This is a genomic window from uncultured Sphingobacterium sp., assembly GCF_964277905.1.
GTDB classification, from domain to species: Bacteria; Bacteroidota; Bacteroidia; order Sphingobacteriales; family Sphingobacteriaceae; genus Sphingobacterium; species Sphingobacterium siyangense.
Genome location: NZ_CAXYKD010000048.1, coordinates 520,845 through 546,856 on the forward strand (window position 1 = coordinate 520,845; position 26,012 = coordinate 546,856).

The window sequence follows — 26,012 nt, forward strand, 5'->3', positions numbered from 1 at the left end:
ATAGGTTAAGATACATCTTTTTATCAGGGAACAGTATCACAGCCCTCTGTGTTAAACCATTTCCTATTTTTGCTTTTCTTTCATTGGGTTTAATTCAGTAGTACGCTGAAGCTGGTAATTTTCCATCCACGATTCAATATGAAGCAGCAATTGCTCTAGACTTTTACCCCTTTCAGATAAGCCATAATATACTTCCGGAGGAAAGGTGTTTACTTGCTTTCGAACCACAATTCCATCGTTTTCCATTTCTTTTAGTTGTTCCAATAATACTTTTTTGGAAACCTTGGGCATTTTACGCCACAATTCAATGAAGCGTTCATCACCCGTATAAAAAAAATGATGGAGGATCAAGGGCTTCCATTTCCCGGAAAATATTCTGAAAAAAAGATTTACGGAACAGTTTTCAAATTCCTTATAATTCATTAGGTAACAATTTTGTAACCGGGAAACCTCTAGGTAAATATCTTTCGTTAGCCGAAGGTTGTACCGAAATTTACCAGCTAATTTAGGAATTTAAATACGTTATCACTATGACAATACATCAAATGCGTAATGCCACTATTATTATCGAATCGGAAGACAACTTTATATTGGTTGATCCTTTATTGGGAAAGTCAAAGACATTTGTTCCGCTAACCCTTTTCCGTTTCAAACCCCGTCGCAACCCTTTGGTTGATTTACCCATTGAAAGCGAAAAACTGTTGCAGAAAATTGATTATTGCTTGATTACACATTTGCATCCCGACCATATCGATGCGGTAGGAATCGAGTTTTTGCGTAGCCGTAAAATTCCCGTCCTGTGCGGTGAAAACCACGCCCGCCAATTAAAAAAATGGGGATTAAATGTCCTGCAAGCGATTGATTATTGGGAGACAATCTCGTTTCTGAAAGGCAAACTTACTGCGACACCTGCAGTTCATGGCTATGGCTGGGTAAGAAAACCAATGGGGCATGTGTATGGATTCGTATGGCAGTCATCCAATGATGAATCGGTATATATAAGTGCAGATACCATTTATACCGATGAAGTAAAAAAGGTGTTGACTACCTACAAGCCCGACGTATCTGTGCTAGCTTGCGGTTCGGCACAATTCGATTTCGGCAGACCACTATTGATGACAATGGACGATATTGTAAAGTTTATCCGTGATGCGCCAGGCAAAGTATTGGCAAATCACATGGAAGCTATCAATCATTGTCCTACCACGCGCCTTGAATTAAAGCAAAGATTGGAGAAGGAGGGATTGCTGCACAAGACATTTATTCCGGCCGATGGAGAGCGTATTGAAGTTGTAAAACCATTGCATGAATCCAAGATATAGTTTTAAGCATAGTTTTTCCATGGAACACAATTGCCTGGTTTAGTGTTTAAAATGTGATAAGATCTTTATCAGGGCTGGATCCATCCAGCCTTTTTTCTGATATAAATGTTATCCCTTACGTTAATGTGTTGTTAAATGCCGGGGCGCAAGGTGAATAGAAAAGGAATGGATAATTAATTTGCACTAATTAACACTAAGTGATCGTTTTAACGCCTAGTTATCGTTGAAACGTAAATGAAGAGCTAATTGTAAGTGTCATATCCCCAAATTTTAATTTTCTTTCTTCCTGAAGGGCGGATTTATCCGCTGTCAGATAGCCTGTTTTATAATACTTGAAAATTGAGCCAAAGCAATTATCGAGTATCCTGAATTTTTTGCCATGCTGCATGTAGGTTAATTGTAGGTAAAAATCATCCTTTTCTGGAAAATCAAATGTTGGGATAAAAATAGGATTGGTATTGGTGAATGCTATTTGAGATGCGCCCAATTTCAACGCTTTATTTACCTCTGTTTCTGCGATTGGTTTTTTGCTATTCTCAGCGTCTTCCAAAGAGTTGTATAACGAGACAACGGCATCAAAGACTTCGTCTTCTTTAAAAGAAGAAGTCAGATATGGACTATGCGATGAGAGCTTATCAATCACAATTGAGTCAATGGATTTTATGGCTGAAATCTCCACGATCTTGGACGCCGAATCCACTGCCATATTCAGTGTTTCACTTTCTATTTCATTTTTGAAAATATATTGCGTTAGTCGGTATTTACCCACACTTGCAATATTGAGATGAATATCCGACTCCGATTCCGTTTTTACAACCCTCTTATTATCCAAATCATATAATACCCATTTTACAACAGGAGTTCCCGAGTAATCCTGTTCTATTTTATTTATTACTACTTTTATATCACTTTTGAAAGTTGCTCCTTCATAAGGGATATAATCTATGTTGGCAGGCATAGCAGAGAGCTTGGGAGGAACAATAATAGTAGGGTCTTTTAGCTGTTTGCCTTCTGGATTTACATATACAAACCCCGCTTTCAATACCTCCTTACCTTGGGTAGGATCGATCTCTTTCTTACAACCTGTTAGCAATAGGGCGGAAATTAAAATAAGGTAATAGCGCATACTATAAATTAATTGGTTCAACAATCTAATATACTAAATATATTTGTTAATTTGCGTTTGGAGAAATATTGAGATCGATGTTTTTTATTAAAGAGAAAAATAGATTCAATCAAATATACGAGCACACAGAATAGCTATAAATGAACGATGCGATGCGGTTTAATAAATAGCCTCATAACCAACGATATATTAAAAGAAATTATTACTGGTAAAAATGAAAAAAATACTTTTATGCGCTCTTTTGTCATTTTTCGGCTTAGGTTTAACCCATGGACAGCAATTGAAGCCTTTGTATAGTAAAACGGATACTCTGCCTAAGGTTGTTTACAAAGATCTTGATGAAAGACCTTTGCCTAAGATAGAGATGCAAGGTAGAACCTACTTAGGCGATGCTATGCGATCATTAAAACCTGAAGAGGTTCAATTAATAGATGTTGACAAGACAAGGCAGGTAATGCTCGTTGAATTAAAGCCTGGATACCATCCGGTTTTAATGAGCTTGTCTGATATTAAAAAAAAATATACAAATCTAAAATCTGAACATGTAATATTCCGGATTGAAGATCACTTTGTACAGCACGATCCAAATGAAGTTCTTGTCGATGAAAGCAATATTATGCTAATTTCTATTTCTCCCATTAAGTTTATTGGTGGCTTAGAAGATTTATATATGGTGACATTAGTGCCGCGGACGGATAAGAACCTTAAAAAACTAAATGAAATCCGTTTTCGCTAAGCATTATTACACTCAACCAAAGCGGACATCTAGCTAACATAGCCTCCCTTGACGGTCAATAAGGGCGGCTGTTTTAATCAGCTTGTCGAAGATGCGTGGTTTTTTATATTTTGCCGAATCTTGCAGAAGAAGGATATGGATAACTGTTTGGTTAAGTTAGCGTATGCTGGTACTAAAATAATTTTGAATTCGGATATGTTAAGACTTGTATTGACTAGCCTTGTTTAAGGCACTCTTCTTTTATATTGGAAGCTCGTAACCAAATAACTAATGACATTTTCCAGTTGATGATAACTAAGTCAGAATTGAAAGAAAATTTTAGATAATTTTTTTACTGGCATGCATTTCAGTAAATTTGATGCATAACATAAACTTTAAGTAAGAATGGAAAAGTATAATTACGGGGTCATTGGTCTGGGTGTAATGGGAAGAAATCTGCTTTACAATATTGCCGATAATGGTTTTTCTGTCGTAGGATTCGATTTAGATGAAGAAAAGGTAATCGAACTCCGTAAGGGAGTGGCTTCAGGTACAAAGGTTGTTGGAACTGTTTCTCTAGAGGAATTTGTGCTGAGTTTAGACAGTCCGCGAAAAGTTATTTTGATGGTTCCTGCAGGCAAACCGGTTGATGCTGTTCTTGAAAGCATAACACCGCTTCTGAGTCCAAAAGATATTGTCGTTGATGCGGGAAATTCTTATTTCAAAGATACCGAGAGACGTATAGCTGATTTAGCTTCTAAAAACCTTCATTTTATGGGAATGGGAGTTTCTGGAGGAGAGCAGGGGGCAAGAAGAGGACCTAGTATTATGCCGGGTGGAGATTTGGAAGTTTTCAATTTGGTGAAGCCTATGCTGGAAGTTATTTCGGCAAAAGTAAATGGGGAGCCCTGCACCGCTTATATGGGAAAAGGAGCTGCAGGGAATTACGTTAAAATGGTTCACAACGGTATAGAATATGCCATCATGCAATTAATCAGTGAAGCATACGATTTACTGAAAAAAGGAGCTAATCTTAATAATAAACAATTGAATGAAGTTTTCAAAAGATGGAATGAAGGCGAGATGAATTCTTTCCTTATTGAAATAACAAGAGATATTTTCCAGCAAAAAGATGATGTAACAGACGGTTTTCTTGTCGACAAGATTTTGGATAAAGCAGGAGCAAAAGGAACCGGAAAATGGACCTCCCAGGAGGCTATGGAAGTTGGGGTGTCTATTCCAACCATCGATATTGCAGTAACATCAAGAATTTTATCCGCTTACAAAGATGAGCGCGTGAAAGCTTCGCAATTATATACTAAAGAAGAAGTACAAACCCCTGAAAATACAGAATTGTTCATCAAAGAGGTGGGAGAAGCTTTGTATTTATCTACTTTAATCAGTTATGCGCAAGGTTTGGCATTATTGGTAAAAGCTTCTGAAGAATATCAGTTTGAAATTCCGTTAAAAGATGTTGTTAAAATCTGGAGGGGTGGATGTATCATCCGTTCGGTTTTATTGGAAAAATTTTATCTGGCTTATTCAAAATACGAGAACTTATCTAATATTTTATTGGATCAGGAAATTTCAGAAATTGTAAAAGATAAAATTTCTTCATTAAGAAAAACAGCTGCTTTTGCTGTATCAAACGGAATTCCAAGCTTAGGAATTCAGTCGGCTCTAGGGTATTTCGAAGCTTATACCACAGCATCTTTACCTGTAAACCTGCTTCAGGCCCAGCGTGATTATTTTGGTGCACACACTTACCAAAGAACTGACAGAGAAGGAGTCTTTCATACCTCATGGCAAAACCCAAATAACGGAATCTAACAATGAGTGACAATACAATCCTGCATCCAACAACGATCGTTATTTTTGGTGCAACAGGGGATTTGGCAAAAAGAAAGCTTTTTCCTGCCTTCTACAATTTATATATCGATGGCAGAATGCCAAAGGGGTTTAATATTTTAGCTTTAGGAAGAGCCGAAAATACGGATGAAAAATTCAGGGCTTATATTAAAGAAAATCTGGAGAGTTTTTCCCGGAAGGCTGTAATCAAGGAAGACTGGGCTGGTTTTCAGGCTCACATCAGCTATTTTCAGCATCAGCTTGATGAAGAAAGCTCTTATCAGGATTTATATCAGAAACTGGAAAATTTTGATAAGGTGTACGGAATGAGAGGTAACAGACTTTTCTATTTGTCGATTGCACCAAACTTTGTATCGGTAATTTCAAATCATCTTAAAAATACGTCAATAGCATCTGATCCTGCAACAGATCGAATTATTATCGAAAAACCTTTTGGTCACAATAAAGAATCTGCCATTGAGCTAAATAATCTTCTTTCACAAACTTTCCAGGAAGAACAGATTTATCGCATTGATCATTATTTAGGTAAAGAAACCGTCCAGAATATTTTGGCTTTCAGGTTCGGAAATTCAATTTTTGAACCTCTTTGGAATCACAGACATATAGAATCGGTACAGATTACGGTTGCCGAAGAAGTAGGCGTGGAAACAAGAGCCAGTTTTTATGAGCAGACAGGAGCTTTGCGCGATATGATTCAGAACCATCTTTTGCAAATTCTTTGTATGGTTGCTATGGAACCTCCGGCTTCACTTGAATCGGGTGAGATCAGGGATCGTAAAGTTGATGTTTTAAAATCCATCCGTAGGATTTCTCCCGAAAAAGTAGATCATTATGCGGTAAGAGGACAGTACGGACGAGGCAAAGTAAATGGGGTAAAAGTAAATGGCTATCGCCAGGAAGAGGGAATTGCTCATGATTCCAATACGGAAACATTTGTCGCTATCAAGTTTTATCTGGATAATGAAAGATGGGAGGATGTTCCTTTTTATGTTCGTACCGGGAAGAAGATGAAAGAAAAGCATTCTTATATAACGATTCAGTTTAAGCCACTTCCAAATTCTACGTTTTCAGAAAGCACCTCGCTTCTGTCGGCAAACCGATTGGTTATTAATATCCAGCCGCAAATGGACATCAGATTGCAGTTTATGTCTAAAAAGCCAGGCTTGTCTTTAGAGCTTAAACCAGTGGAGATGATTTTCGATAATTTTGCCTGTAAGACCGATACGCCAGAAGCTTATGAAACTCTTTTATTGGAAGCACTTGTGGGAGACCTTACACTGTTTATGCGCTCTGATCAGGTAGAAGAAGCTTGGGATGTGATAAAAACGATTCAGGAAACCTGGGGAAAAACCAAAGACCCGTCGTTCCCAAATTATGCTTCAGGAAACTGGGGACCTGATGACAGTGATGCACTGGTCGAGCGGCAGGGACATCAGTGGGTTTAAAATCTAATGAAAAGAGAATGAATATTACGATATTTAATAATCTGGATGCTTTATATAAAGAAGCCGCAGATACATTTGTTGAGCTTTCGAAAAAAGCAATCCAGAAGCATGATAAATTTGTGGTCGCGTTGAGTGGTGGCTCTTCACCGAAAGCTATTTTTAGTTTGTTAGCTACTCCCGAATATGCAGATAAAATAATTTGGGAGAAAATCCATTTTTTTTGGGTAGATGAACGATGGGTTTCTCTTGAAGATGAGAAAAGTAATTTTAAGATGACTTTGGAAGTACTTTTGAATAATGTTCCGGTCAATAAAAATCAGATTTTCCCTATGTATAAAGAGGGTATTGAGCCTGAAAATTATGCTAAAGAATACGAAGCCCAAATCCGAAATGTTTTGGGAGCTGACGGTATTTTTGATTTCATCCTTTTAGGAATGGGTGATGATGGCCACACAGCCTCTCTGTTTCCAGGTGAAAAGATCTTACAAGAAAAAGAAAAATGGGTTGATGCCTACTATCTAAAGCCACAGGCAATGTTCAGAATTACTTTGACTGAACCTATTATCAATAAAGCTGAAAATATTCTGATTGTTACCTTTGGTAAATCCAAGAGAAACGCTTTGAATGAAGTTCTTAATGGTGTATATAATCCTGAACTATATCCGCTACAGTTAATTGAAAAGAAAGCAGGAGTCCAGATTTTTACCGATAAAGAAGCTGGAATTTAATATCATTTAACTATAGGGACGCCTAGCCAAAAAAGCTCCCTTAACGATTGACAAGGGTGCTTAAGTACTCTTGTCAATACAGTTATAGCCCCTCATGGAAATATTGGATCTTTTGTATCCTATGTCTCCGGCGATCCACCATGCCAAGACGCCTTTAATGTGGTACCCAAGGAATGAGTAGGGAAACTTAAATATAGTTAATTGGTCTATTCGATTTGAAAATAACAGCTAAGCAAAAATATCAGGATTAGCGTATATACGATCAACTTATTTTGGTAAATTGATCTACCAATTATCAATATTGGCAGATTTTTCAAGAATGGATTTGATCAGCCCATTAAAGTACGCATTTACGAATTGATGGCTTTTTTCCCTTTTTGGGTTACCGTTACCTTTGAAATAAAATTTTTTCACGTCCATTTTATTCCAAGTGCCGTTGTAGTTCATAATTTGAGCATTAAAAGTTGGACTATTGATTCTTATTTTTCCATCTTTAAACAAAAAAGACAAGGTGTAATCGACATCATAGTAAGCAATAGCGGATGTTTTAAGTCCTCTATGTTTGTAAGCCGCTAAAGTGATTGCTTGCCCAGGAACCAAAGTCAGGCCTTCTTTGGGATTGGAATATAAGCTATTGATCGACTTTAATACATTATCGTAAAGTTCTTGCTGTTTAGCGCCAGGAACTTCCACTACGGTATAATCTAGATTCTCTTTAGAAACGAAACCTGTTGGAGCTAGAGTGAAATATTGTGGAAATGCTAAATTTGTGAACAGAAGCAAAAATAATCCAGTAATTATGTAATTTTTCATATTAAATTGTTTTGAAGGAAAGTAACTCAATCAACTTTACAAAATAATTCGTTAGTCGCATCAATTTTTTTGCAATGTACTTCTTTGTGAAGGAAAATCCAAAGCGAGCGGGTTGGAGAATTGAAATTTCTATATCAAATGCGTTGAGTTTTCAATAAAATAAGTCGATCGAAAAAACTATAATACAGATGCAATCATATTTCTCTACATTTTATATAATTTTAATAGATAACAACATCAGAAGCCATACTGTTTTGCCTAAAAAATATTTGAGAAAAGCCAAAACTGCCTCCCTTAACGATTAACAAAAGAGGCTTTTTATTTCCCCCTTTTCTGCTTGACCAGCACGATCCAATCATCTTGTACGCTTTCTGTACCCACCAATAATAGCGCATCGTCTATTGACAATAAATCGTCCTCCCAAAGTGGAGTTGTGCAGGTTCGAGTGAGCAGTTGCTCCAGATTTCCTTTCATGGGTTTATAGGCATCCTTTGCCGTAGAGAGTTATCAGAGTCTTTTTCTTAAGACCTACTATCCTTTGGAGTTTATGGTTGCGGTGCTCAAAAATTATGGCGGGTTTTACAATCGTAAGGTCTATGTCAATGAAGCGCGAATTTCAGGGGGCAATATCTGCCTGCCCTGTGTCAATCAGTCGGTCTTTAATACCTCCATTCAGGGTAAGGACATTTACCTGGGTTTTGACTGCCTGCTCAATTTGGAAGGTAAACTGGCTCATCGTATTATTGAGGAGCGTGAAGCCAATGGCAAGTACACGAGTCTATAAAACTTTGTCAAACGGACACAGACGGGTATTGAACAGGTCGTTATCCTAATTCGTGTGGGTGCCTTGCGTTTTACGGGGAAAAAGCAATTGCTGAGGGACGATTTTTTGATACCGTCCATTTCCCCCAGAGCTTAGCCAAATATCCACTCCGTGGGGCAGGAGTATATTTGGTTGAAGGCAAAGTTATCCTTGAATACGGATGCCCTTCCGTTGAGGTAATCCGCTGCGCCAAGATGCCGCTAAAACCCGATCCGAGGAGTGAGTAGGACGGAAATGATCTTCATTGGGGAAGTTGTTTAATTCATATACATACTAATATTTTAATGCTAAAAATATTAGTATTAAAATGTTTGTTTACTTATATTTGTATTGTTAACCAATTTAAAAACAGTGTATTATGAGTGAGTTGAAACAATCGAAATATATCGATATTACAACAGATTATGGATTTAAAAAAGTTTTCGGATCAGATACCAATAAAGATCTTCTGATCGCTTTCTTAAACGAACTGTTTAGAGGCCGCAAGATTATTGCCGACCTGTATTATAACAAAAATGAGTATGTCGGGGATACAGAGGATATCGGTACCGTTATTTTTGATCTGACCTGCACGGCAGACAATGGCGAACGTTTTATTATTGAAGTGCAGCGCACGGCGCAGGATAATTTGAAAAAGCGCATGCTTTACTACAGTAGTAAATTGATAGCGGATCAGGCACCCAAAGGCAACCGAAGGGCTTGGAATTATGCAATTAGTGAAGTTTATATCATTGTAATGATGGATGGATTTGCAATGCCTGATGCGGGGGATGAGAAGTATTTTCTGCACGATATTTGTTTATGTTATCGAGATCATGGTAAAATATTTTATGACGATCTAGGCTTTATATATGTGGAATTGGTTAACTTTGTTAAAGCTGAGGCAGAGTTAGTTAATGATAGATCGTTGGCTTTATGTACTCAAAAATATGTCTTCGCTAAATGGACTTTCCACTTATTTGCGTAAGCCTATTTTTGAGAAGTTATTTCAGTTAGCAGAGTATAGCAAACTAAAACCGGAGGAACGAGAGATGTACAACGTAAGTTTAAGGAATAAATGGGATGCCGAGAGTATCCGAAGTAGTCAGGAGGAGCAATTGAAACGAGCGCGCGAAAAAGCAATGGCTGAGGGAAAAGCAGAGGGAGAAGTTATCGGAAAAGCCGAAGGAAAGGCGGAAGGAAAGGCGGAAGGAAAGGCGGAAGTAATAAAAAATCTTTTGTCTTCGAATAAATTTTCGATATCGGAGATAGCCGAATTAGCGGACGTCACTGTAGAGTTTGTAAAGCAGATCGAGGCAGAGAAGGCTAAAGGAAAATAAAACAGATTACAATATAAGATTTTAAGGCCACTTGGATACTGTCAAAGTGGCCTTTTCCTTTTTTATAGGATAAGTTGGTCTTAGACGATACCATTTTGAATAAGCTCTCATTTAAATAAAAATAATTATAAGACCGTGGAGACGAGCTCAACTTTTTTATAAAAGATCAAACGAAAGCAAATTAACCATTGTTATACCTATACTTTCATAAATTAGTTAATAACAGGTAGTAAAAAACCTTGAGATCCCCCTCCTCAAGGTTTTTTTTATTTTTATAGGCCTTCTGAGTTCGTCTGCCATGCCGGCCCCATTGGAAAGCATCGTTACGAGCAATTTGACCGGGACGGATTGTCACGAATGGGGAGTGATACTGCGCAGACTTAGTTGTTTTAATTGGATTCCTAATGTTTATTCTATTTCAAATATTGCTTGTATTTCTACAGAAGAATTTCCAGGAATAGATGATGCTCCAAGTGTGGCTCTTGCATGTTTTCCCTGATCTCCAAATATTTCAACTGTTAAATCAGAAGCTGCATTCATTAACTTTGCGTGGTCTGAAAACTGTTCTGAGGCATTGAAAATTCCCACTAATTGCACGCATTTTTTGACTTTATTTAAATCACCATCTACTGCGTCACGCAATACCGCTATTATATTGAGCATTGTTATTCTTGTTGCTTCCTTTACCTGTTCCTCTGTCAGGTCTACGCCAATTTTTCCAGGATTAATCAATTTCCCGTCTTTTAATGCATATTGATTAATAAAGACCAGATTACCGCTTCTTACGTAAGGCAGGTAATTTCCAGCAGGAGCCGGTACTTTGGGTAAAGTTATATGTTTTTCTTTTAAAATCTGATTAATGTCCTTTGTCGCCACTTCAGGAGTCTTGACAGATTTTTTTCCAAATGTACCTTTCAAAGCAAGTGCTACTTTGCTAAAATATTTTCCTTGTTCGGAAGCTAAGAGTCGCTCGCCATCCGAAGGACGAGCTACATTTTTTAATGAAGCAAGGCTCGTCGTACCCAGAACAGTATTACCTTGCGGAATACTTTTGTCAAGCTTTTCATTTCCCCTTATACCATTTGGAACCAGGACCATTCCATGGACCGCAAGCATATTCATAAAGGATTGCATCGCTAATTCTCGTCCTGCACCACTTCCTGCAGACATAAAGACCATGGCTGGCATCCCTTCTAATTCATGCTTGGACCATAGTGTTGTTGTCTGAGCAAAAAACTCACTCATTGCCGTACTTATGTTCCCAAAATATACAGGAGAACCAAATGCAATTCCATCATATGACGAAAGTTCCGAAACGTTTGCGACCGGGATATGGTTGAGTTTTGGATTATCAATAAATTTGACTATTTTGATAATTGCTTTTGTGTTACCATTGTTTTCAATTCCTTTCGCAACCTCTTTTGCAATTTCGTAGGTACCACCTTCATCTGAATGAATTAGTATAAGGATGTTTGCTTGTTTTTGCATTGCCAAAGATCTGTCCGTTAATACAAGTAGTAACAAAAATGTGAATGCAAGAAATATTCTATTCATATTTACTGTAATTTTAAATGAGCATACAAAATTATCTATTGTTTTTTTATGGAATATGCCAATAAGTATATGCAAAGCGACAACATCAAATGTGGCCTGACGGAAAGTAGAACGGGGACATTTTTAGATCCCATTCCATTGGACGCTTACGTGTGGTATGAAAAGAATTATCAACATGATGAGTATGAACATGAACACCAGCGCGGCCAGATTAGTTTTGTGGCAAAAGGCTACCAATATTTTCATATTGAAAATAAAATATATCTTGTTCCGCAAAATCATGTTATATGGATTCCTTCCGGTATCAAACATAAATCACATTCTGAAGCAGAAAACATCGATCTAATGGTGGTTCTCTATAAGATTATCCCAGAATTCGAATTTTTTAAATCAGTACGTGTTTTTGTGGCACCCGTGGTATTGAAGGAAATGCTTTTGTATGCTGCCAAGTGGAGTAAAAATCTTCAAGATAATATAGAGCAATACCATTTTTTGCAGGCCATATTAAACAGTTTGCCAAATTTTTGTTCTGAAAACACGAATCTTCAAATACCTATTCCATCCAATGAAAAATTGATCCCCATATGTGAGGAGATTAATTGTAATTTTAAATACGGTATAGATATCGAATTATTAGCAAATAAAGTTGCTATGTCGGCCAGGACACTTCAACGTATATTTAAATCGGAGACAGGTATCACAGTTCAAAAATATCATCAGCTTATAAGAATTTTAAAAAGTATTGAGTTGATCGATCAGAAAAAATATACACTTTCCGAAGTAGCCTATCTGGTCGGGTATAAGAGTTTATCTGCATTTACATCTTCTTATCAATCTATTATGAAGAGCACACCTAATGTGGCAAAGAAAGGAGTCCTAATGGGTCGGTGATGATTAATCTTTGCCTCAGATAGCCGCGGTATCAGCCATACTTTTGCGAGATACATAAAACACAAAAGTATGGCAAATCAATGTATATATTTGAGTAATAAAAAGATCTAAAGATGATAAAATCAATGCGAACACCGATTATTACTATTGGAATTATAATAATGATTTTAAATTTGTTGGGCTGTTCTGAACGTACGAAGCAAAATAATAATAAGCCATCAATTCAGACTCCATTAACCGAGCAAATTATTGATACGACATCGGATGACATGTTATTGGAGGTCGTCTATGATAACCTCTTTCGTAAGTTATCGGCGGCATATGATAAAGAATATGAAATCGTCTTGTCTTGGAACAAATCTAGACAAGCAATTTATATGATCAGCCGATTAGAAGCAGAAGTAAATAATGGTGGTTATAACCAGTTTTATTTTAATTCAAGTGGTCAATTTGCTGCTGCGTTACCAGAAGCGTTGAAATTAGTTGGCGCTACTAAATTTGCTGATCTGACCGAGCGGGCAAACAGCACATTTGAAAAGGAGAAATCGAAAATAACCGAAAATCAGGATGGTACGGTAGAAGGTTTTAGTAAATCGTATGAGAACAATCCGTTAAACAAATTCGACGAGGAATTTTACAAACTTAATGACGTTGAAAACTTGCAAAAAATTCAGGTTGACTATATCCGAAAGAACAAGAAAGAGTTTACTGATTAAATCCTAACTTAGTCCTAGGCTGTACAATCCCTTTGAACAAGTCACCAAAAGTTCATTTCGCGAGCTTGTCGAGTCGGGCTATGCCCACTTTGTGCTTTTTGCTTTTCGTGTTCATGGGTGGTCAGATCTTAACTGTGAGTTATCCCATATAAATCTTTTTGAAGAGGCTGGTTAGTAATTCAAATTTACCTTCCAAAATAAGTATAATAGAGGTTTTCGAAGCACAATGGATATTCCCAACCGCTGGGTTGTTAGTAGGTTAATTTAATATTTAATTAACATAATTTTAATCTAATTTACACTACTTAATATTCATTAACACAAGTTGTTGTTAGCTTTGAACTGATAAAAAAAGTAAACTTATGTTAAGGAAAGTAATATTTTATGGAATGGTCCTGATGGTGGGAGCCTCCATCACTTCATGTTCAAAAGATGAAAATACTGAATCGGAGTCAGGAGAGGTTATCGAAACCGGTACAGCCATAAACATTAGTTCGACATCAAAAAGTGGCCCGGTTGAAGGGAGCCAGGAGACTGGAGCAGACGACGATGATCTTGTTGCAAACTCCACTTTCAACAGTACCGTAAAGATAAACTTCGATGGTAATTCCGCTACTGTAGAAAATTCAGTTTCCGGGGTTACTGTTACCCAATCTGGAGCTGATGTTGTTGTAAACTCTTCAGCAAGCGGTGTTGCCTATGAGCTTACAGGCTCAACAACAAGTGGGTCATTCAAGATCTATTCAGATAAAAAATTCAAGGTCACCTTAAATGGGGTCTCTATTACAAATAACGACGGGCCTGCAATCAATATTCAGTCCGGAAAAAGAGCATTTATTGTACTTGCCGACGGGACAGAAAATAAGCTTACCGATGCGGCTACGTATGCAACATCCATTGAAGATCAAAAAGGCACAATTTTCAGTGAGGGTCAATTGATATTTTCTGGGACCGGCACACTATCTATTTCTGGCAAAACGAAGCATGCCATAGCCAGCGACGATTATATACGGATTGTGGAAGGTAATATTCAGGTTTCCGATGCTATTTCGGATGGCTTACACAGTAACGACGGTATCTATATTGATGGCGGGAAATTAAATATCGTGGCAAGTTCCGATGGTATCGAAGCTGAAAAAGGAAGGATTATCGTAAATGGAGGCGATATCACCTTAAAAGTTGCTGACGATGGGATTGTTGCTTCCTACGAGGATGGTGACGCGACTATAATACCGGATGTAATTATTAATGGCGGAAAAATAAATATCGAAACCACTGGATCAGGAGGGGAGGGAATTGAAAGCAAGGCGACCCTTAGTATCAATAATGGTGAAATTTACATCAAAGCTGTTGATGATGCGATCAATGCCGGAAAAGCAATTTACATCAATGGAGGAACAATAGTAGCCTATAGTACCACAAACGATGGCATAGATTCCAATGGAACGATGACTATTACTGGAGGACATATTTTTGCGATCGGTGCCAAGAGTCCAGAAGAAGGCTTCGATTGTGATAACAACACCTTTAAGATTACCGGCGGACTTATGGTTGGAGTGGGCGGATCTACAAGTTCTCCAACCGCAAGTGTTTCTACACAACCTTCGGCTATTTTGAGTGGCGGCGCCGCCAGCCAGATCTATAGTGTTCTTGACAAGGATAATAATGAGGTATTAACATTTAAATCGCCTGTTTCTTTTTCAACATTACTGGTCTCCAATGTAAGCTTTTCAGTAGGAGCGTCTTACAAGCTAGTAAGTGTATCTTCGGTTGCCGATGCCAATGCGTTTAACGGACTATACTTGGGTGGAACATTTAGCAATCCAACGGTTACTTCATCGTTTACATTATCAGCTATGGTCAATAATTTAGGAGGAAACCTAGGACCCGGTGGTGGAAGATAGAAAAGCAATTATTCTTTTAGTCGATATTGGAAAGTTTATCCGTGATACGTCAGGAATTGCTTTTTCTAGTGTTTAAAATATGGTAAAATATTTATCAGGGCTGGATTACTCCGGCCTTTTTTCCGATATAAACGTTATTTTAGCACCCCTTTTAAATTCTGCGGAATTTGTTAAAGAAAACCGTGAACCATTTGATGCGAGTTCGCCTGTTGTAGTGACCAGGGATTTTGGGGAAGAAATAGTCGTTAACATCAGCATAAGGGATAAGGCCGATCACCTCGCCAATATGATCCGCATACTAGGAGGCCATGATGATGCGAGGACAAGCGATTGTCAATGACATGTTTCTCCTGCTGCTGGTGAACTATAGCAAACCACTTTTCTTTTGCTTGTTCATAGGCAATAGTCATCTATGAGCGGAGACCCTTCAGTGACCTTTCAATTAGATGTAATAAATTATCATTATAGTTAGTTTTAATAAAGTGATGGATTAATGAAATCAAACTAATACCTGGGTGTTTTTATTTTAAATTCAAAAATGTATCACAGTGAGGGTATGTGATGATTATTGGTTAAATAGTATTGACTCCATATTTAATGTGCTGTCTACGAATTCAATACCCTGAAGGCCTTTACTACCTTCTACCAATTCTAGCTCTTTTGGTTCTTCCAATAAATGTTGCAATAAATTCACATCTAAATTCTTTTTACCAACTATCAATTTCGAAATTCCTTTAATACCATTAGGATGATTAATTTTCGGTGGACGAGGATTGGGTGTATATGTCGACATCAAGAAGGGAAAATCGATTGAATGTGGGATGAGTAATTCCCACTTAAGCTTTTTTTCTGTTATATCCGTTCTTTTAGCTTTATGAAATTTAAAAGGAATCTTTTTTGCACGTAGCAACTGTTTTTGATCATTTAGGTTTATAAGTTTTGTTTCTAGTGACCATTCGCACCATCCTGTTTCAATTTCTTCCCATTTTTTAATTCGCTTCAAAATAGATTCATAACCAAATAGTTTCATAATACATTTTACCCAGGATGCTAACTCCGAATTTTTGAACAATTCTATAAAAATACCTTCTTCAAACCATATTATAGCATTATAAGCCTTTTCAGGTTTGGTACCATATTCGACGATAAATCCCGCATTTTCCATTGATTTTACAGCTTTATGAAGGTCATCGACACGATATAGCACGTGACTGATTTGCATATTCCCATTCCATGTGCGGTTCTCTTTTTGATACATTCTATACTATTATTGATCCATTATAAATATAATAGTGATCTTTTTATCCTAACAACCACTAGAAGGAGCAATATGTCCGTCAAAAGGAATAATTTAAATATGGACTTATCGGATGATTTTCTTTTTGTCTTAAAGGAGATATGAGTTAATGATTTTGGATGTGTTGGTTGCTTGAATTTAACTGAATACACATCTAAAAAAGGAAACTTTGTACTATAACGATTGCAATATTTGAGTTATATGTCAATTTAGTGTTCACCTTTTTGATTGACTAAAATAACACATACTTACTTCAATAAATGTTTTTTTATTAAAATTTATTTCACTGTAAATAAGGGTGTTATCGGTTTTTATCGAAAATAAGTGATTTCTTGACTGGGGTTGGAGGCTGTTTATGCTATATATAAGTATGGAGAAAATAAGTCCGAAACTGTTAAAGAAGTATGTCGAAGGACGTGCGTCCGAAGAGGAATGCCTTTTGGTCGAGCAGTGGCTTGAAAAAGAGGATAACCTTTTTGAAGACACAAATGCGGATTTGATATATGATCAAGTACAGACAGCAAGTGCTACAAATTCAGCAGAGTTATGGCGCAATTTTATGATGCACACTGAGGAAGGAATACGCCAGATCAAATTGTGGTGGTGGGGAACACGTGTTGTATTGCCGCTATTGTTATTAACGTCCCTAGGAAGTATTTATCTACTACAGATGGAAGATCAAAGTGCTGTTGTATTTGAACAACAATTGTTGACTTTGGAAGTTCCGAAAGGAAAAAGTGTCAATCTCAAACTCAGTGATCATACAGAAATATGGGTTGAGGGTGGAAGTAAGTTAATTTATCCAAAACAGTTTGTTTTAGACGAGCGACGGATATCACTTGAATATGGGCATGCTTTTTTACAGGTTGCTAAAGATCCGAGCAGACCCTTCTATTTACAGAGCGATGGTGCGCAAATAAAAGTCTTGGGAACGGCATTCGATGTTAGCAACCGTTTAGGTCAGCATACGGTAACTGTTGCGCTTAAAGAAGGGGCTGTGGAGTTCTCGGATCAAAAAGGTTTCTTGCAAAGAATGCAGCCCGGCGATAGGCTACGGTATAATAAAGTCGATAACAAGTTAGAAGCTTTCGAACAATATGATGTAGCGAATATCGGGCAGTGGACAGCAGGTAAATTAAACTTCTCGCAAACGCAGTTGGTTGACGCGCTGGCTCAGCTTGAAGACCGGTATCAGATTTCTTTCAAAATCAAGGACAGCTCATTGTTGAATCTGCCAGTGACTGGAAAATTTGAAAATATGCCACTTGCTCGCGTTTTATTTCTTTTAGGAGAAAGTACTGGACTAACCTTTAAACAACAAGAAAAAAATATTTTGGTAGATAGGTAGTAGGTAAGGAGTCTGTCATTAATCTGGCAGTCTCCTTTTTTTGACCTTATAATTATAATTAATCTAAATAAAATTAATATGTACAACCACATGGTCATAAGGTTTTTAACAAACTACCTTATGATGATTTTATTGCTAGTTCCATTCGTTGGATTAGGTCAGTCTATTCAGATTTCGGCCAAAGAAATAGCAGTTAAATCGCTGCTCGCAGAGCTTGAAAGCAAATCTAAAGTTAATTTCATTTATAGTGATCTTGGAAATTCCCTTGAGAAGAAGATAAAGTTAACGAACCAGTCTGGCACCGTTCGTCAATTGTTAAATGATGTGGAGCGTCAAAGCGATTTACGGTTTACAATCAATAAACAAGATATCATTATCAGAAGATTAACAAAGTCAGATCCCAGTGTTAAGCAGGTAAGCATTGAGGGAAGAGTTATTGAATCAGGGAGTACGCTGGCTTTGGGTTATACCACTTTACAGTTAAGGTCAAAAAGAGATACCTCTCATGTCTACCGGACAGTAGCCGGGAGTGACGGTCGCTTTGTATTTGTAGCCGTAGCGAAAGGACAGTACATCTTGCAAGCATCCTATATTGGATATTTGTCCGATCGTAAAGAGCTCAACCTGCAGTCCAATCAGGATATTACGATGGTTTTAAAATCTGAAAACAGACTTGTCGAGGAAATTAATGTGACTGCGATGGAACAGAAGGGTATGGCGACATCTTCCGTCATCAAGCGGGAAGCCATTGAGCATATGCAGGCAACAAGTTTGACAGATTTGCTTTCGCTCTTGCCGGGTGGGCAGTCTGTCCCACCATCTTTGAATGCGCCCAATCTGATTCGTCTGCGTGAGGCTAATGCGCCGGTTGGTGCTGATTATGCCATTTCATCGCTAGGAACGCTATTTGTGATTGATGATATGCCTATCAGTACGGATGCTAATTTACAGGCGATGAATGTGGCCATATCTGGGACTGATCAGGGGGGCAAACAATATGTCAATGCGGGTATGGATATGCGTGGTATTATTACCGACAATATTGAAAAGGTTGAAATTATAAGAGGTATTCCTTCTGTGCGTTATGGAGATCTCACCAGTGGTGTTGTCAAAATTGACCGATTATTACAACCTCTTCCTTTAGAAGCACGTTTTAAACTCGATCAGTTTTCTAAACTCTTCGCACTTTCCAAAGGTATAAAATTGGCCAAGAACTGGCTTGTTGTAGGGGACTTCACTTACCTCGATGGTAAAAGAAATCCTGTCAATCCCTTAGAAAATTATGATCGTTACACCGCTTCGTTGCGTGCTGAAAAGTATTGGGGGAAAAAAGACGAAAAACAGTTACGTTGGCGTTTGTCCGCAGATTATACAGGTCAGTTTGATGATTGGAAACAAGATGCCGAACAGCTTGCGGGGGATCTGTTTTTAGAGCAGGGAAAATACAGACTATCCTATAAATCAATGGGATTCAGTTCGCGGTTGTCATTAAAGCAACCAAAGAAAATACTAAGACAAATAGAATTCAATGCCAATCTAAAATATTCCATCGATTATATATACCGGGAAATGTACCCCAATAATACACAAGAACGTGGTATCATCCCTCTTTCGCTGACACCTGGTGTTTCCGAGGCTATTGTCTTACCGGGAAAATATAAGGCAACACATGAAGTAGACGGCCGGCCTTTCAATGCATTTGCTACATTACGCGGAGACCTAGCCTTTCATACCGGATTTCTAACGCACAATGGCCAAATTGGAACAGAATGGCGCATGGACAAAAACTATGGTGCCGGTCAGCTATTTGATATCGCTCGTCCGATCAACAATAGCTTTGGCGTACGTCCTTATCGATTCGATCGTATTCCGGCTAACCAGCACTTTTCTTATTATGTCGAAGATAGAATAAGTCTTCCCAAAATCGCGGGCAGCCAACTGCATATACAGGCTGGATTGCGAGGTGGGATGATGCTTAACCTGGATAAAGCGTATAGCCTAAATGGCAAGATTTATAATGATCCGCGTGTCAATATCCAGTTGGCACTTCCTGCTATCCGAGTACAGGGATCTCCGCTGAATTTTACCCTCACGGGGGGGATTGGATGGCTCAGTAAGATGCCGACCATGTCTATGCTTTACCCGGATATTGTTTATCAGGATTTTGTCGAGTTCAAGCATAATAATGTCAAACCCGAATATAGTTACAGCCAATTGCGCACCTACATCGAAGATCGCGTCAATTATAATCTATCCTATACGCGAAACAAGAAGAAAGAGTTACGGGTAGATGCGGAGTGGAAAGGGCACTTGTTCTCTGTCACCCTTTTCGACGAGTTGCTCACAAATGGTTTTCGTAGCATGGATGAACCCAAAGCGTACTATTACCAATATTACGGCATGCTCAATGTACCTACTTATGGACAAAGACCAGATCTGACCAATATGCCTTACGAAGAACGAACCGTATTTCGTGGTGTAACCAGACGTACCAATGGTAGTCAGCTTTCAAAACAAGGAATGGAATTTACGTTCACTACACCCCGTTATCCGGGGATTGCGACGAGGTTTACACTGAATGGTGCATATTTTAAAAATGGCTACCAAAATAGCCTGCCCATGTGGTTTTTAGGCAGTAGCCGAAATAATCCTGTTGTTGATGGTGTTATTGTTTTTGACAATTATGCCGCTTATTATCCCAATTGGCAGGATGGTTTCGACCGTAGTCGGACGAGCACTAGTTTTACAGCAGATACTTATATCAAACAGCATGGTTTGACCCTTTCGTTGACAGCCGAAACCTACTGGAAGGGAAAGAATGACCAGTACGCAAACAATCCTGAGTATCCATCCTATTATCTGACGACGGATAATGTATTGCACCCTTATACAGAGGCAGATAAATCACATCGATACCTACAATATTTGTTCTATCCTGACGAGTATTCTGGAATTTACTTGGACAATAAATCTTTGACCACCTTACATTTCAGAGGAAGTAAAGATTTTGGCAAATGGCTAAGGCTCTCGCTCTTTGTCCTCAATTTTGCCGATATCACCCCGCATTACAACAATTATCAAGGGGTGCGGGTCAAAGATGCAAGTACGGCGCCTTATTTCGGCATGGAACTCAAACTTAAACTTTAATCGCTATCAATACTATGAAATACCACTATATCTTATCCTTTTGCTTGTATATGTTGCTCACTTTAGTGGCTTGTACAGACAAATTCGGAGAGCTCCAGTACACGCATCTTTCCTTCGTCGTGGATACAAGCAAATTGCAATTGCCAGGCAATGCAGCTATCAGTTTTACAGATGCCGAGCTGAGCATGGAAGATCAAAATCGTTGGAATGAAATGCTAACGTATAGCATCCAAGACGTAGAAGCAGGCATCAGCTTTAAAATTGGTTACTATAATAAGATACGGTTTACGGCTCAATTGCATTATACCGAAAATGGAGAAACAGTCAGTTTTCCGGTTTCATGCTACCTGAACAATATTTCTACAGCTCAGAATATGATTAATCCAGAGGTTGAAGGTAAACTGCCTCTAGAAAGGACCAAGCTATGAAACGTATTTTGGTATTAGCTATCGCTTTAAGCAGTGTACAATATGCCTTATCGCAAGATAGTACTAGTAATGATTTGCAGCAACGGAGCTTTAAACGTTATTCACCAGTATTAGATCTGCAATTAAACCAAAAGCAAAATCCAGCTTTGAAATTTTATTTATGGGATTTTTCCCGTACTGAGATGGCTGCCAGCATAAGTCAGGAGAAACAAGATAAAGCCCTTGTGCAACAGCTGGGCAAAGAGCATACGCGCTATGGATTGGACATTTCTTCTTTGCTTGCACCAAAGGAAAATACTAGAGCCTGGGGGAAAGCATCCTACGAAAATACCCAACATAAGGGGATCAATATGAATCTAACTTCTGATTATGAGCGCGTTTATCCCTATATCATCGCAGATACCTTAGGACCGGCAGATCAAAAAGGAGAGACGTATATTTTTTCAGGCGGCTATACCCAAAATAAAGGCAATTATCTATGGGGAATCGAAGCTTCGATTCGCAATCAGCAAGAGTATCGGCAAAAAGACCCTCGTCCCCGCAATCGGATTAGCGATATGCAAGTGGAATTGGGAGTGGGATACCGTTTCAACGAGCAATATACCATCGGATTATCAACAGGGTTTGCCGCTTATAAGCAGGCGCATACAATTTCCATGCTGTCTGATGAACGGTTGAGAATTACAACCCCACTTTATAATATGACAGGCTTGGCCACAGCGTTTTCACCCGTCAACTCATCTTCCTATTCATATACAGCCAAAACTTGGACTTTGGGGCTGGATATCTATCCCAGCGGGCATAGGGGGTGGATAGGTCATCTGGGTTACCGATTTGATAACCTGAACAAAAGTATTGGTGCCAGTGGCGGAGATAGCGGTGATCTAAACGGAGTAAGATCGGCCTCTGCACTTAATGATATCCTCAATCGGAAAGAGGATCTTATAGAGGCACGGGCAGGTTGGATTGATAAAAAGTACGATCAAAGTTGGTTAGCGCAGGTGAAATACACCTATCGGCATCGCATTGGATCAGAGGCATTGATTGCAAGTTCATTACAGGAGATTGTTGGTGTAACGACCAATCGAACAACGATGGGTATGGCACCTTATTACCGGGAAAATAATACGCAGATAGCGGTTGAAGGGACTTATGAAAAGGGGGAACAAAAGCGTTGGCATATTAAACCTGCTCTTGTGTATATAAAAAATGAGGCAGACTATTTTGATCCGGCGCGCCATATGAACTACGAGCGTTTGCGCTATGGTACGCAGCTGGGTATGTCCTGGTTGGGCCGAAAACACATGGTACAAATATTATTGGAGGGAACTTTCGATCAGTCTCTTTCTTCGGAGATCGATATCGAGAATACCTTTGGTCAGCTCAGCGCAAATAATACCATTCAATACGGACTGTTTAATAGGCATGCCCCGCAGGCAGAGCTATCCAATTATCGTTTCCTGTCGACTAATAATACACAGCTTTCAGTATCAATGCGCTGGGAGTGGCAACTGCTCAATAACAAAGCCTTGTTTTTACAGCCAAGTCTACAACAGGGTTGGTATGTAGATCAGGTCAGGACAAATTTTTATCAGGTGCGTATCGGTTTGATCCTGTAAAGTAGCGTACTAATCAACAATTCAGAAAAATAAAAAAATACATAATCAAACATTAATTAAAAAATGAAAAAGTCAACGATGATTTATGCCTTGTTGGTCACAGGACTATTTGCAGCCTGTAAAAAAGACAATATAGGCAAAGCTCCCGAAGAGCAAAAGACAGATCAGGTTAATTTCAGATTTACAGCGACCAACGGAGGTCCAAGCTTCCGTACAGGACATACTGCCGAAGATGATAAATTGAGCGTGAGCTGGTTGACCGGAGATAAGATCGGTTTGTTTAGCGTGGTCAACAACGACATCAAGAATGCCAATACAGCTTTCTCCATCAAAGCGGCATCGGATATTACCAATAGTGGTAAAAATGCCGTTTTCTCGGGCGAGCTTGCTCAAAGCGCCGATTGGGATATGGATTTCTACGCTTACTATCCGCATGCGGCGCTAGAAACAGCGGACGTCAAAAAAATCCCTGTGTCCCTAGCTGACCAAGCGATTGACGGGAAGGATTCCAAGCATTTGGCTAAGTATGATATTTTGGTAGCAGATCCATTAAAAGGTGTCAAAGCTGGAGCTGAAAATACGCAACTCAATTTTAAACATGTCATGGCCATCGCGGATTTAAAAATAAGTCTGCCGACGGGTGCTGAAGCACAACAGATCAAGCAAATCAGATTTCAACGTGCCGATGGCAAGCTGATAGCGGTAAATGGTACCCTTGATATTAGTGCAGCCACCGAAGCAGACCGTTTAAAAATTACGTCGACTGAAGCCGAGCAGCTCTGGACACAGAAAACAAAAGTAGAAAATGTTAGCCTTGCTGCCGGAGAGTCATTCCAGGCACAAATTGCGATGCTCCCTGCCGACTGGAGCAGTGAAACCATCTCGATTTATGTCGATACAGACAAGGGTACATACCAATTTGACAAAACCAATATCAAGACTGAGGCCGGAAAGCGCTATACCAGCGAGTTGAAGCTTGAGAATAAGCTGGTTGCCAAAGTTGGCGATTTCTACTATGGAGATGGAAGTTGGTCGACAGATTTGGACAGCAAGAAGAAAGTAGTGGGTGTAGTGGTTTATACGGGGCAAAAAGGTGGTGCGACCAATGGCTTTGTCGCTTCATTGGAAGACGTGAGTAATGGTCAGTTTGGCAAACTGTCCTTGTTCAATATTCCTGAAATACCGGGTGCTACATGGACAGGTGTTCAGTCTGGTGAAGAAGAAGACTGGGATGGACAGGCACATGCCAAGGCAGTGGCTGCCAAGCGTACGGAAGAGGGCTATAAAGATATGAATTTTATACTTCTGTCATTGGATTACGCACCGACTGGTATAACGAGTGGACCAGCAGCTAAAGGGAACTGGTATACACCAGCTATTAATCAGCTCTCTGTTGCAGTTATGAACAACAGCGACGCGATAGAGGCCAGCCTGCTACATGTTGGTGGTACTACTATGAAGGCTAAAAATATTCTCAGTAGTACAGAAACTTATTATACAAACAGTCAGCTGAATAATGCCAAGAGAGAGGTGTTGGGGACTTCAAATGGAGCTATACCTACTGGAGCAGTAGCCAATGCTGGATCTTTTCGTATAGATGCGCGCCAAGTTTTTCCGGTTCGTCCTTTCCTAACATTTTAATAGAACACAAATAAAAAAAACACTATTCCGGATGCCACAAGGATAGCTTGTTTCTGAAACAGTAATATATATAGAAAAAATGAAAAGAAATCAATTATTCCGTTTAGCAGCATTAGGCCTGCTCGTCAGTACAATGGCAGTAACATCCTGTCAGAAAGATGTTATTTCGCTCGAAGCGGTGGATCAGACCGAAGCATTGGTAAAGGCCAATCTAAAAACATACAATTTAAATTTCAGCCTCTCTCCTGAATTGGCAGGTAAAGAGCTCTTGGGGGCGCGAGCTATTTTCAAAAATACAGCAACGGGAGAGACCTTTACGATAAATGCACAGTCTACTGCTTCGTTGACAGCCGAACTCCCAGAAGGATCCTATGAGGCGGAGATCTCCGGTTATATCAAACAAAATGTCAACGGGAAAGAACAGAATACACGTGTTAGTGCGATTCAGAAAGTCGGTCCTTCGTTCCGTAGCGCAGCAAATTCGGCTGCTTTGCTCACCCTTTCTGCCAACCCATTTGCCGATTTAAAAATCGAGGAGATCTATTTCCCGGGCTCAGGTACCAGTATTCGTGACCAATTCTTCAAAATCACCAATACGGCAGCTGTAGATGTCAATCCAAGCGGGCTGGTCATTATGGAGGGCTCTTTTTTAAATACAACACAGCGCGTATATACGCCTTCCATTATCGACACGGCTTTCGCGATCAATGCGATCTGGCAGGTCCCGGCTAATTCTGCCGTTATTACGGGAAATAATGGATATATAAGTCTCGTTAATCAGGCGCAAGACCATTCCGGCGGTCTGGATCTCTCAGGTGCTGATTTTGAATGGTATAGTCCAGGAGCGGGTAATGATCTGGATAATCCGCAGGTCGCTAATTTGGAAATTATATTCAGCTATACACCAGCAATATGGGTGTTGCATAATAGAGGTTTCCGCAGCTATGCTATCGGTTATTTAGGTACGACAAAAGCTGATTTCTTGCAAAACTATAAGTATGGACCTACTTACCCAAGACCGGGCGACACAGCAGGTACTAACCCAATGGTGGTGGTCAATACCTATGCTTTCCCAAATAGCTGGATCGCAGATGGCGTCAATTTAAGTCCAACTGGCAATTGGGAGTGGAATACCCTTTACAATACAATTGATTTGGGGTATACAGGTATCGATGCAGACAATGGCCGTTTTGGCAAGAGTGTAAAACGAAAAAAAGTGGGAAATATTCTACAAGATACCAATAATTCGACGAACGACTTTACATATGGTGGCAGCACGGCAGTTGCGCCTTAACCTAATCGTTTTT

The 26,012-nt window shown here is 39.1% G+C and carries 21 protein-coding genes and 1 pseudogene; 17 read left to right on the top strand and 5 right to left on the bottom strand.

What is annotated here, in order from left to right:
• Positions 1-63: 63 nt before the first annotated feature.
• On the bottom strand, positions 64-423 hold the full coding sequence (locus ACHWSC_RS23925; protein ID WP_394678439.1) for a winged helix-turn-helix transcriptional regulator: 360 nt from the start codon (positions 421-423) through the stop codon (positions 64-66).
• 107 nt (positions 424-530) lie between these two features.
• Between ACHWSC_RS23925 and ACHWSC_RS23930 the strand changes: the two genes are divergently transcribed.
• The gene (locus ACHWSC_RS23930; protein ID WP_394678440.1) at positions 531-1,322 is read left to right on the top strand and encodes an MBL fold metallo-hydrolase; all 792 of its coding nucleotides are present in this window, start codon (positions 531-533) and stop codon (positions 1,320-1,322) included.
• A gap of 217 nt (positions 1,323-1,539) precedes the next feature.
• Here ACHWSC_RS23930 and ACHWSC_RS23935 read toward each other — a convergent pair whose 3' ends face one another.
• Positions 1,540-2,448, bottom strand: coding sequence for a hypothetical protein (locus ACHWSC_RS23935; RefSeq protein ID WP_394678441.1), 909 nt, complete (start codon positions 2,446-2,448; stop codon positions 1,540-1,542).
• 214 nt (positions 2,449-2,662) lie between these two features.
• On the opposite strand from ACHWSC_RS23935, the gene ACHWSC_RS23940 reads away from it, so the two are divergent.
• The 4 genes from ACHWSC_RS23940 (at position 2,663) to pgl (ending at position 7,205) form a co-directional block, all read left to right on the top strand.
• On the top strand, positions 2,663-3,184 hold the full coding sequence (locus ACHWSC_RS23940; protein ID WP_394678442.1) for a hypothetical protein: 522 nt from the start codon (positions 2,663-2,665) through the stop codon (positions 3,182-3,184).
• Positions 3,185-3,568: 384 nt separating this feature from the next.
• Positions 3,569-4,993 carry an NADP-dependent phosphogluconate dehydrogenase gene (gene gndA / locus ACHWSC_RS23945; RefSeq protein ID WP_394678443.1) on the top strand — a complete coding sequence of 475 codons (1,425 nt, stop codon included), beginning with the start codon at positions 3,569-3,571 and terminating at the stop codon, positions 4,991-4,993.
• A gap of 2 nt (positions 4,994-4,995) precedes the next feature.
• Positions 4,996-6,477 (top strand): glucose-6-phosphate dehydrogenase, encoded by a 1,482-nt coding sequence (zwf, locus tag ACHWSC_RS23950; RefSeq protein WP_394678444.1) that lies wholly within the window; start codon positions 4,996-4,998, stop codon positions 6,475-6,477.
• Between the two features lie 17 nt (positions 6,478-6,494).
• A complete protein-coding gene (gene pgl, locus ACHWSC_RS23955) occupies positions 6,495-7,205 on the top strand; it encodes a 6-phosphogluconolactonase (RefSeq protein ID WP_394678445.1) in 711 nt (236 codons plus the stop codon).
• Positions 7,206-7,490: 285 nt separating this feature from the next.
• Here the strand turns inward: pgl and ACHWSC_RS23960 are convergent, their stop codons facing one another.
• Positions 7,491-8,018 (bottom strand): hypothetical protein, encoded by a 528-nt coding sequence (locus ACHWSC_RS23960; RefSeq protein ID WP_394678446.1) that lies wholly within the window; start codon positions 8,016-8,018, stop codon positions 7,491-7,493.
• Between the two features lie 547 nt (positions 8,019-8,565).
• Between ACHWSC_RS23960 and ACHWSC_RS23965 the strand changes: the two genes are divergently transcribed.
• Both ACHWSC_RS23965 and ACHWSC_RS23970 read left to right on the top strand, forming a co-directional pair.
• Entirely contained in the window at positions 8,566-8,802 is a 237-nt protein-coding gene (locus tag ACHWSC_RS23965) for a hypothetical protein (RefSeq protein WP_394678899.1), read from the top strand.
• 397 nt (positions 8,803-9,199) lie between these two features.
• Positions 9,200-10,160, top strand: a pseudogene (locus ACHWSC_RS23970) (Rpn family recombination-promoting nuclease/putative transposase).
• Positions 10,161-10,568: 408 nt separating this feature from the next.
• Here ACHWSC_RS23970 and ACHWSC_RS23975 read toward each other — a convergent pair.
• Complete coding sequence (locus ACHWSC_RS23975) at positions 10,569-11,714, bottom strand: Atu1372/SO_1960 family protein (RefSeq protein WP_394678447.1); 1,146 nt, start codon at positions 11,712-11,714, stop codon at positions 10,569-10,571.
• Between the two features lie 69 nt (positions 11,715-11,783).
• On the opposite strand from ACHWSC_RS23975, the gene ACHWSC_RS23980 reads away from it, so the two are divergent.
• From ACHWSC_RS23980 to ACHWSC_RS23995, 4 genes are all read left to right on the top strand, one after another.
• Positions 11,784-12,605, top strand: a complete 822-nt coding sequence (locus ACHWSC_RS23980) for an AraC family transcriptional regulator (protein WP_394678448.1) — start codon at positions 11,784-11,786, stop codon at positions 12,603-12,605.
• 113 nt (positions 12,606-12,718) lie between these two features.
• A complete protein-coding gene (locus tag ACHWSC_RS23985; protein WP_394678449.1) occupies positions 12,719-13,321 on the top strand; it encodes a DUF4375 domain-containing protein in 603 nt (200 codons plus the stop codon).
• A gap of 362 nt (positions 13,322-13,683) precedes the next feature.
• Entirely contained in the window at positions 13,684-15,225 is a 1,542-nt protein-coding gene (locus ACHWSC_RS23990; protein WP_394678450.1) for a carbohydrate-binding domain-containing protein, read from the top strand.
• A 79-nt stretch (positions 15,226-15,304) separates the two neighbouring features.
• On the top strand, positions 15,305-15,565 hold the full coding sequence (locus ACHWSC_RS23995; protein WP_394678451.1) for a hypothetical protein: 261 nt from the start codon (positions 15,305-15,307) through the stop codon (positions 15,563-15,565).
• A gap of 225 nt (positions 15,566-15,790) precedes the next feature.
• On the opposite strand, the gene ACHWSC_RS24000 is transcribed toward ACHWSC_RS23995, so the two are convergent.
• On the bottom strand, positions 15,791-16,483 hold the full coding sequence (locus tag ACHWSC_RS24000; protein WP_394678452.1) for a VOC family protein: 693 nt from the start codon (positions 16,481-16,483) through the stop codon (positions 15,791-15,793).
• Positions 16,484-16,892: 409 nt separating this feature from the next.
• Here ACHWSC_RS24000 and ACHWSC_RS24005 point away from each other — a divergent pair, with 409 nt between their 5' ends.
• The 6 genes from ACHWSC_RS24005 (at position 16,893) to ACHWSC_RS24030 (ending at position 25,999) form a co-directional block, all read left to right on the top strand.
• Positions 16,893-17,870, top strand: a complete 978-nt coding sequence (locus ACHWSC_RS24005) for a FecR family protein (RefSeq protein ID WP_394678453.1) — start codon at positions 16,893-16,895, stop codon at positions 17,868-17,870.
• Positions 17,871-17,990: 120 nt separating this feature from the next.
• Complete coding sequence (locus ACHWSC_RS24010) at positions 17,991-21,017, top strand: TonB-dependent receptor plug domain-containing protein (RefSeq protein ID WP_394678454.1); 3,027 nt, start codon at positions 17,991-17,993, stop codon at positions 21,015-21,017.
• A 14-nt stretch (positions 21,018-21,031) separates the two neighbouring features.
• Positions 21,032-21,445 (top strand): hypothetical protein, encoded by a 414-nt coding sequence (locus tag ACHWSC_RS24015; protein ID WP_394678455.1) that lies wholly within the window; start codon positions 21,032-21,034, stop codon positions 21,443-21,445.
• Entirely contained in the window at positions 21,442-23,064 is a 1,623-nt protein-coding gene (locus ACHWSC_RS24020; RefSeq protein ID WP_394678456.1) for a DUF6850 family outer membrane beta-barrel protein, read from the top strand. The genes ACHWSC_RS24015 and ACHWSC_RS24020 overlap by 4 nt, the downstream gene beginning before the upstream one ends.
• 63 nt (positions 23,065-23,127) lie before the next feature.
• On the top strand, positions 23,128-24,705 hold the full coding sequence (locus ACHWSC_RS24025) for a fimbrillin family protein (RefSeq protein WP_394678457.1): 1,578 nt from the start codon (positions 23,128-23,130) through the stop codon (positions 24,703-24,705).
• A 79-nt stretch (positions 24,706-24,784) separates the two neighbouring features.
• Entirely contained in the window at positions 24,785-25,999 is a 1,215-nt protein-coding gene (locus ACHWSC_RS24030) for a DUF4876 domain-containing protein (RefSeq protein WP_394678458.1), read from the top strand.
• Positions 26,000-26,012: the final 13 nt, after the last annotated feature.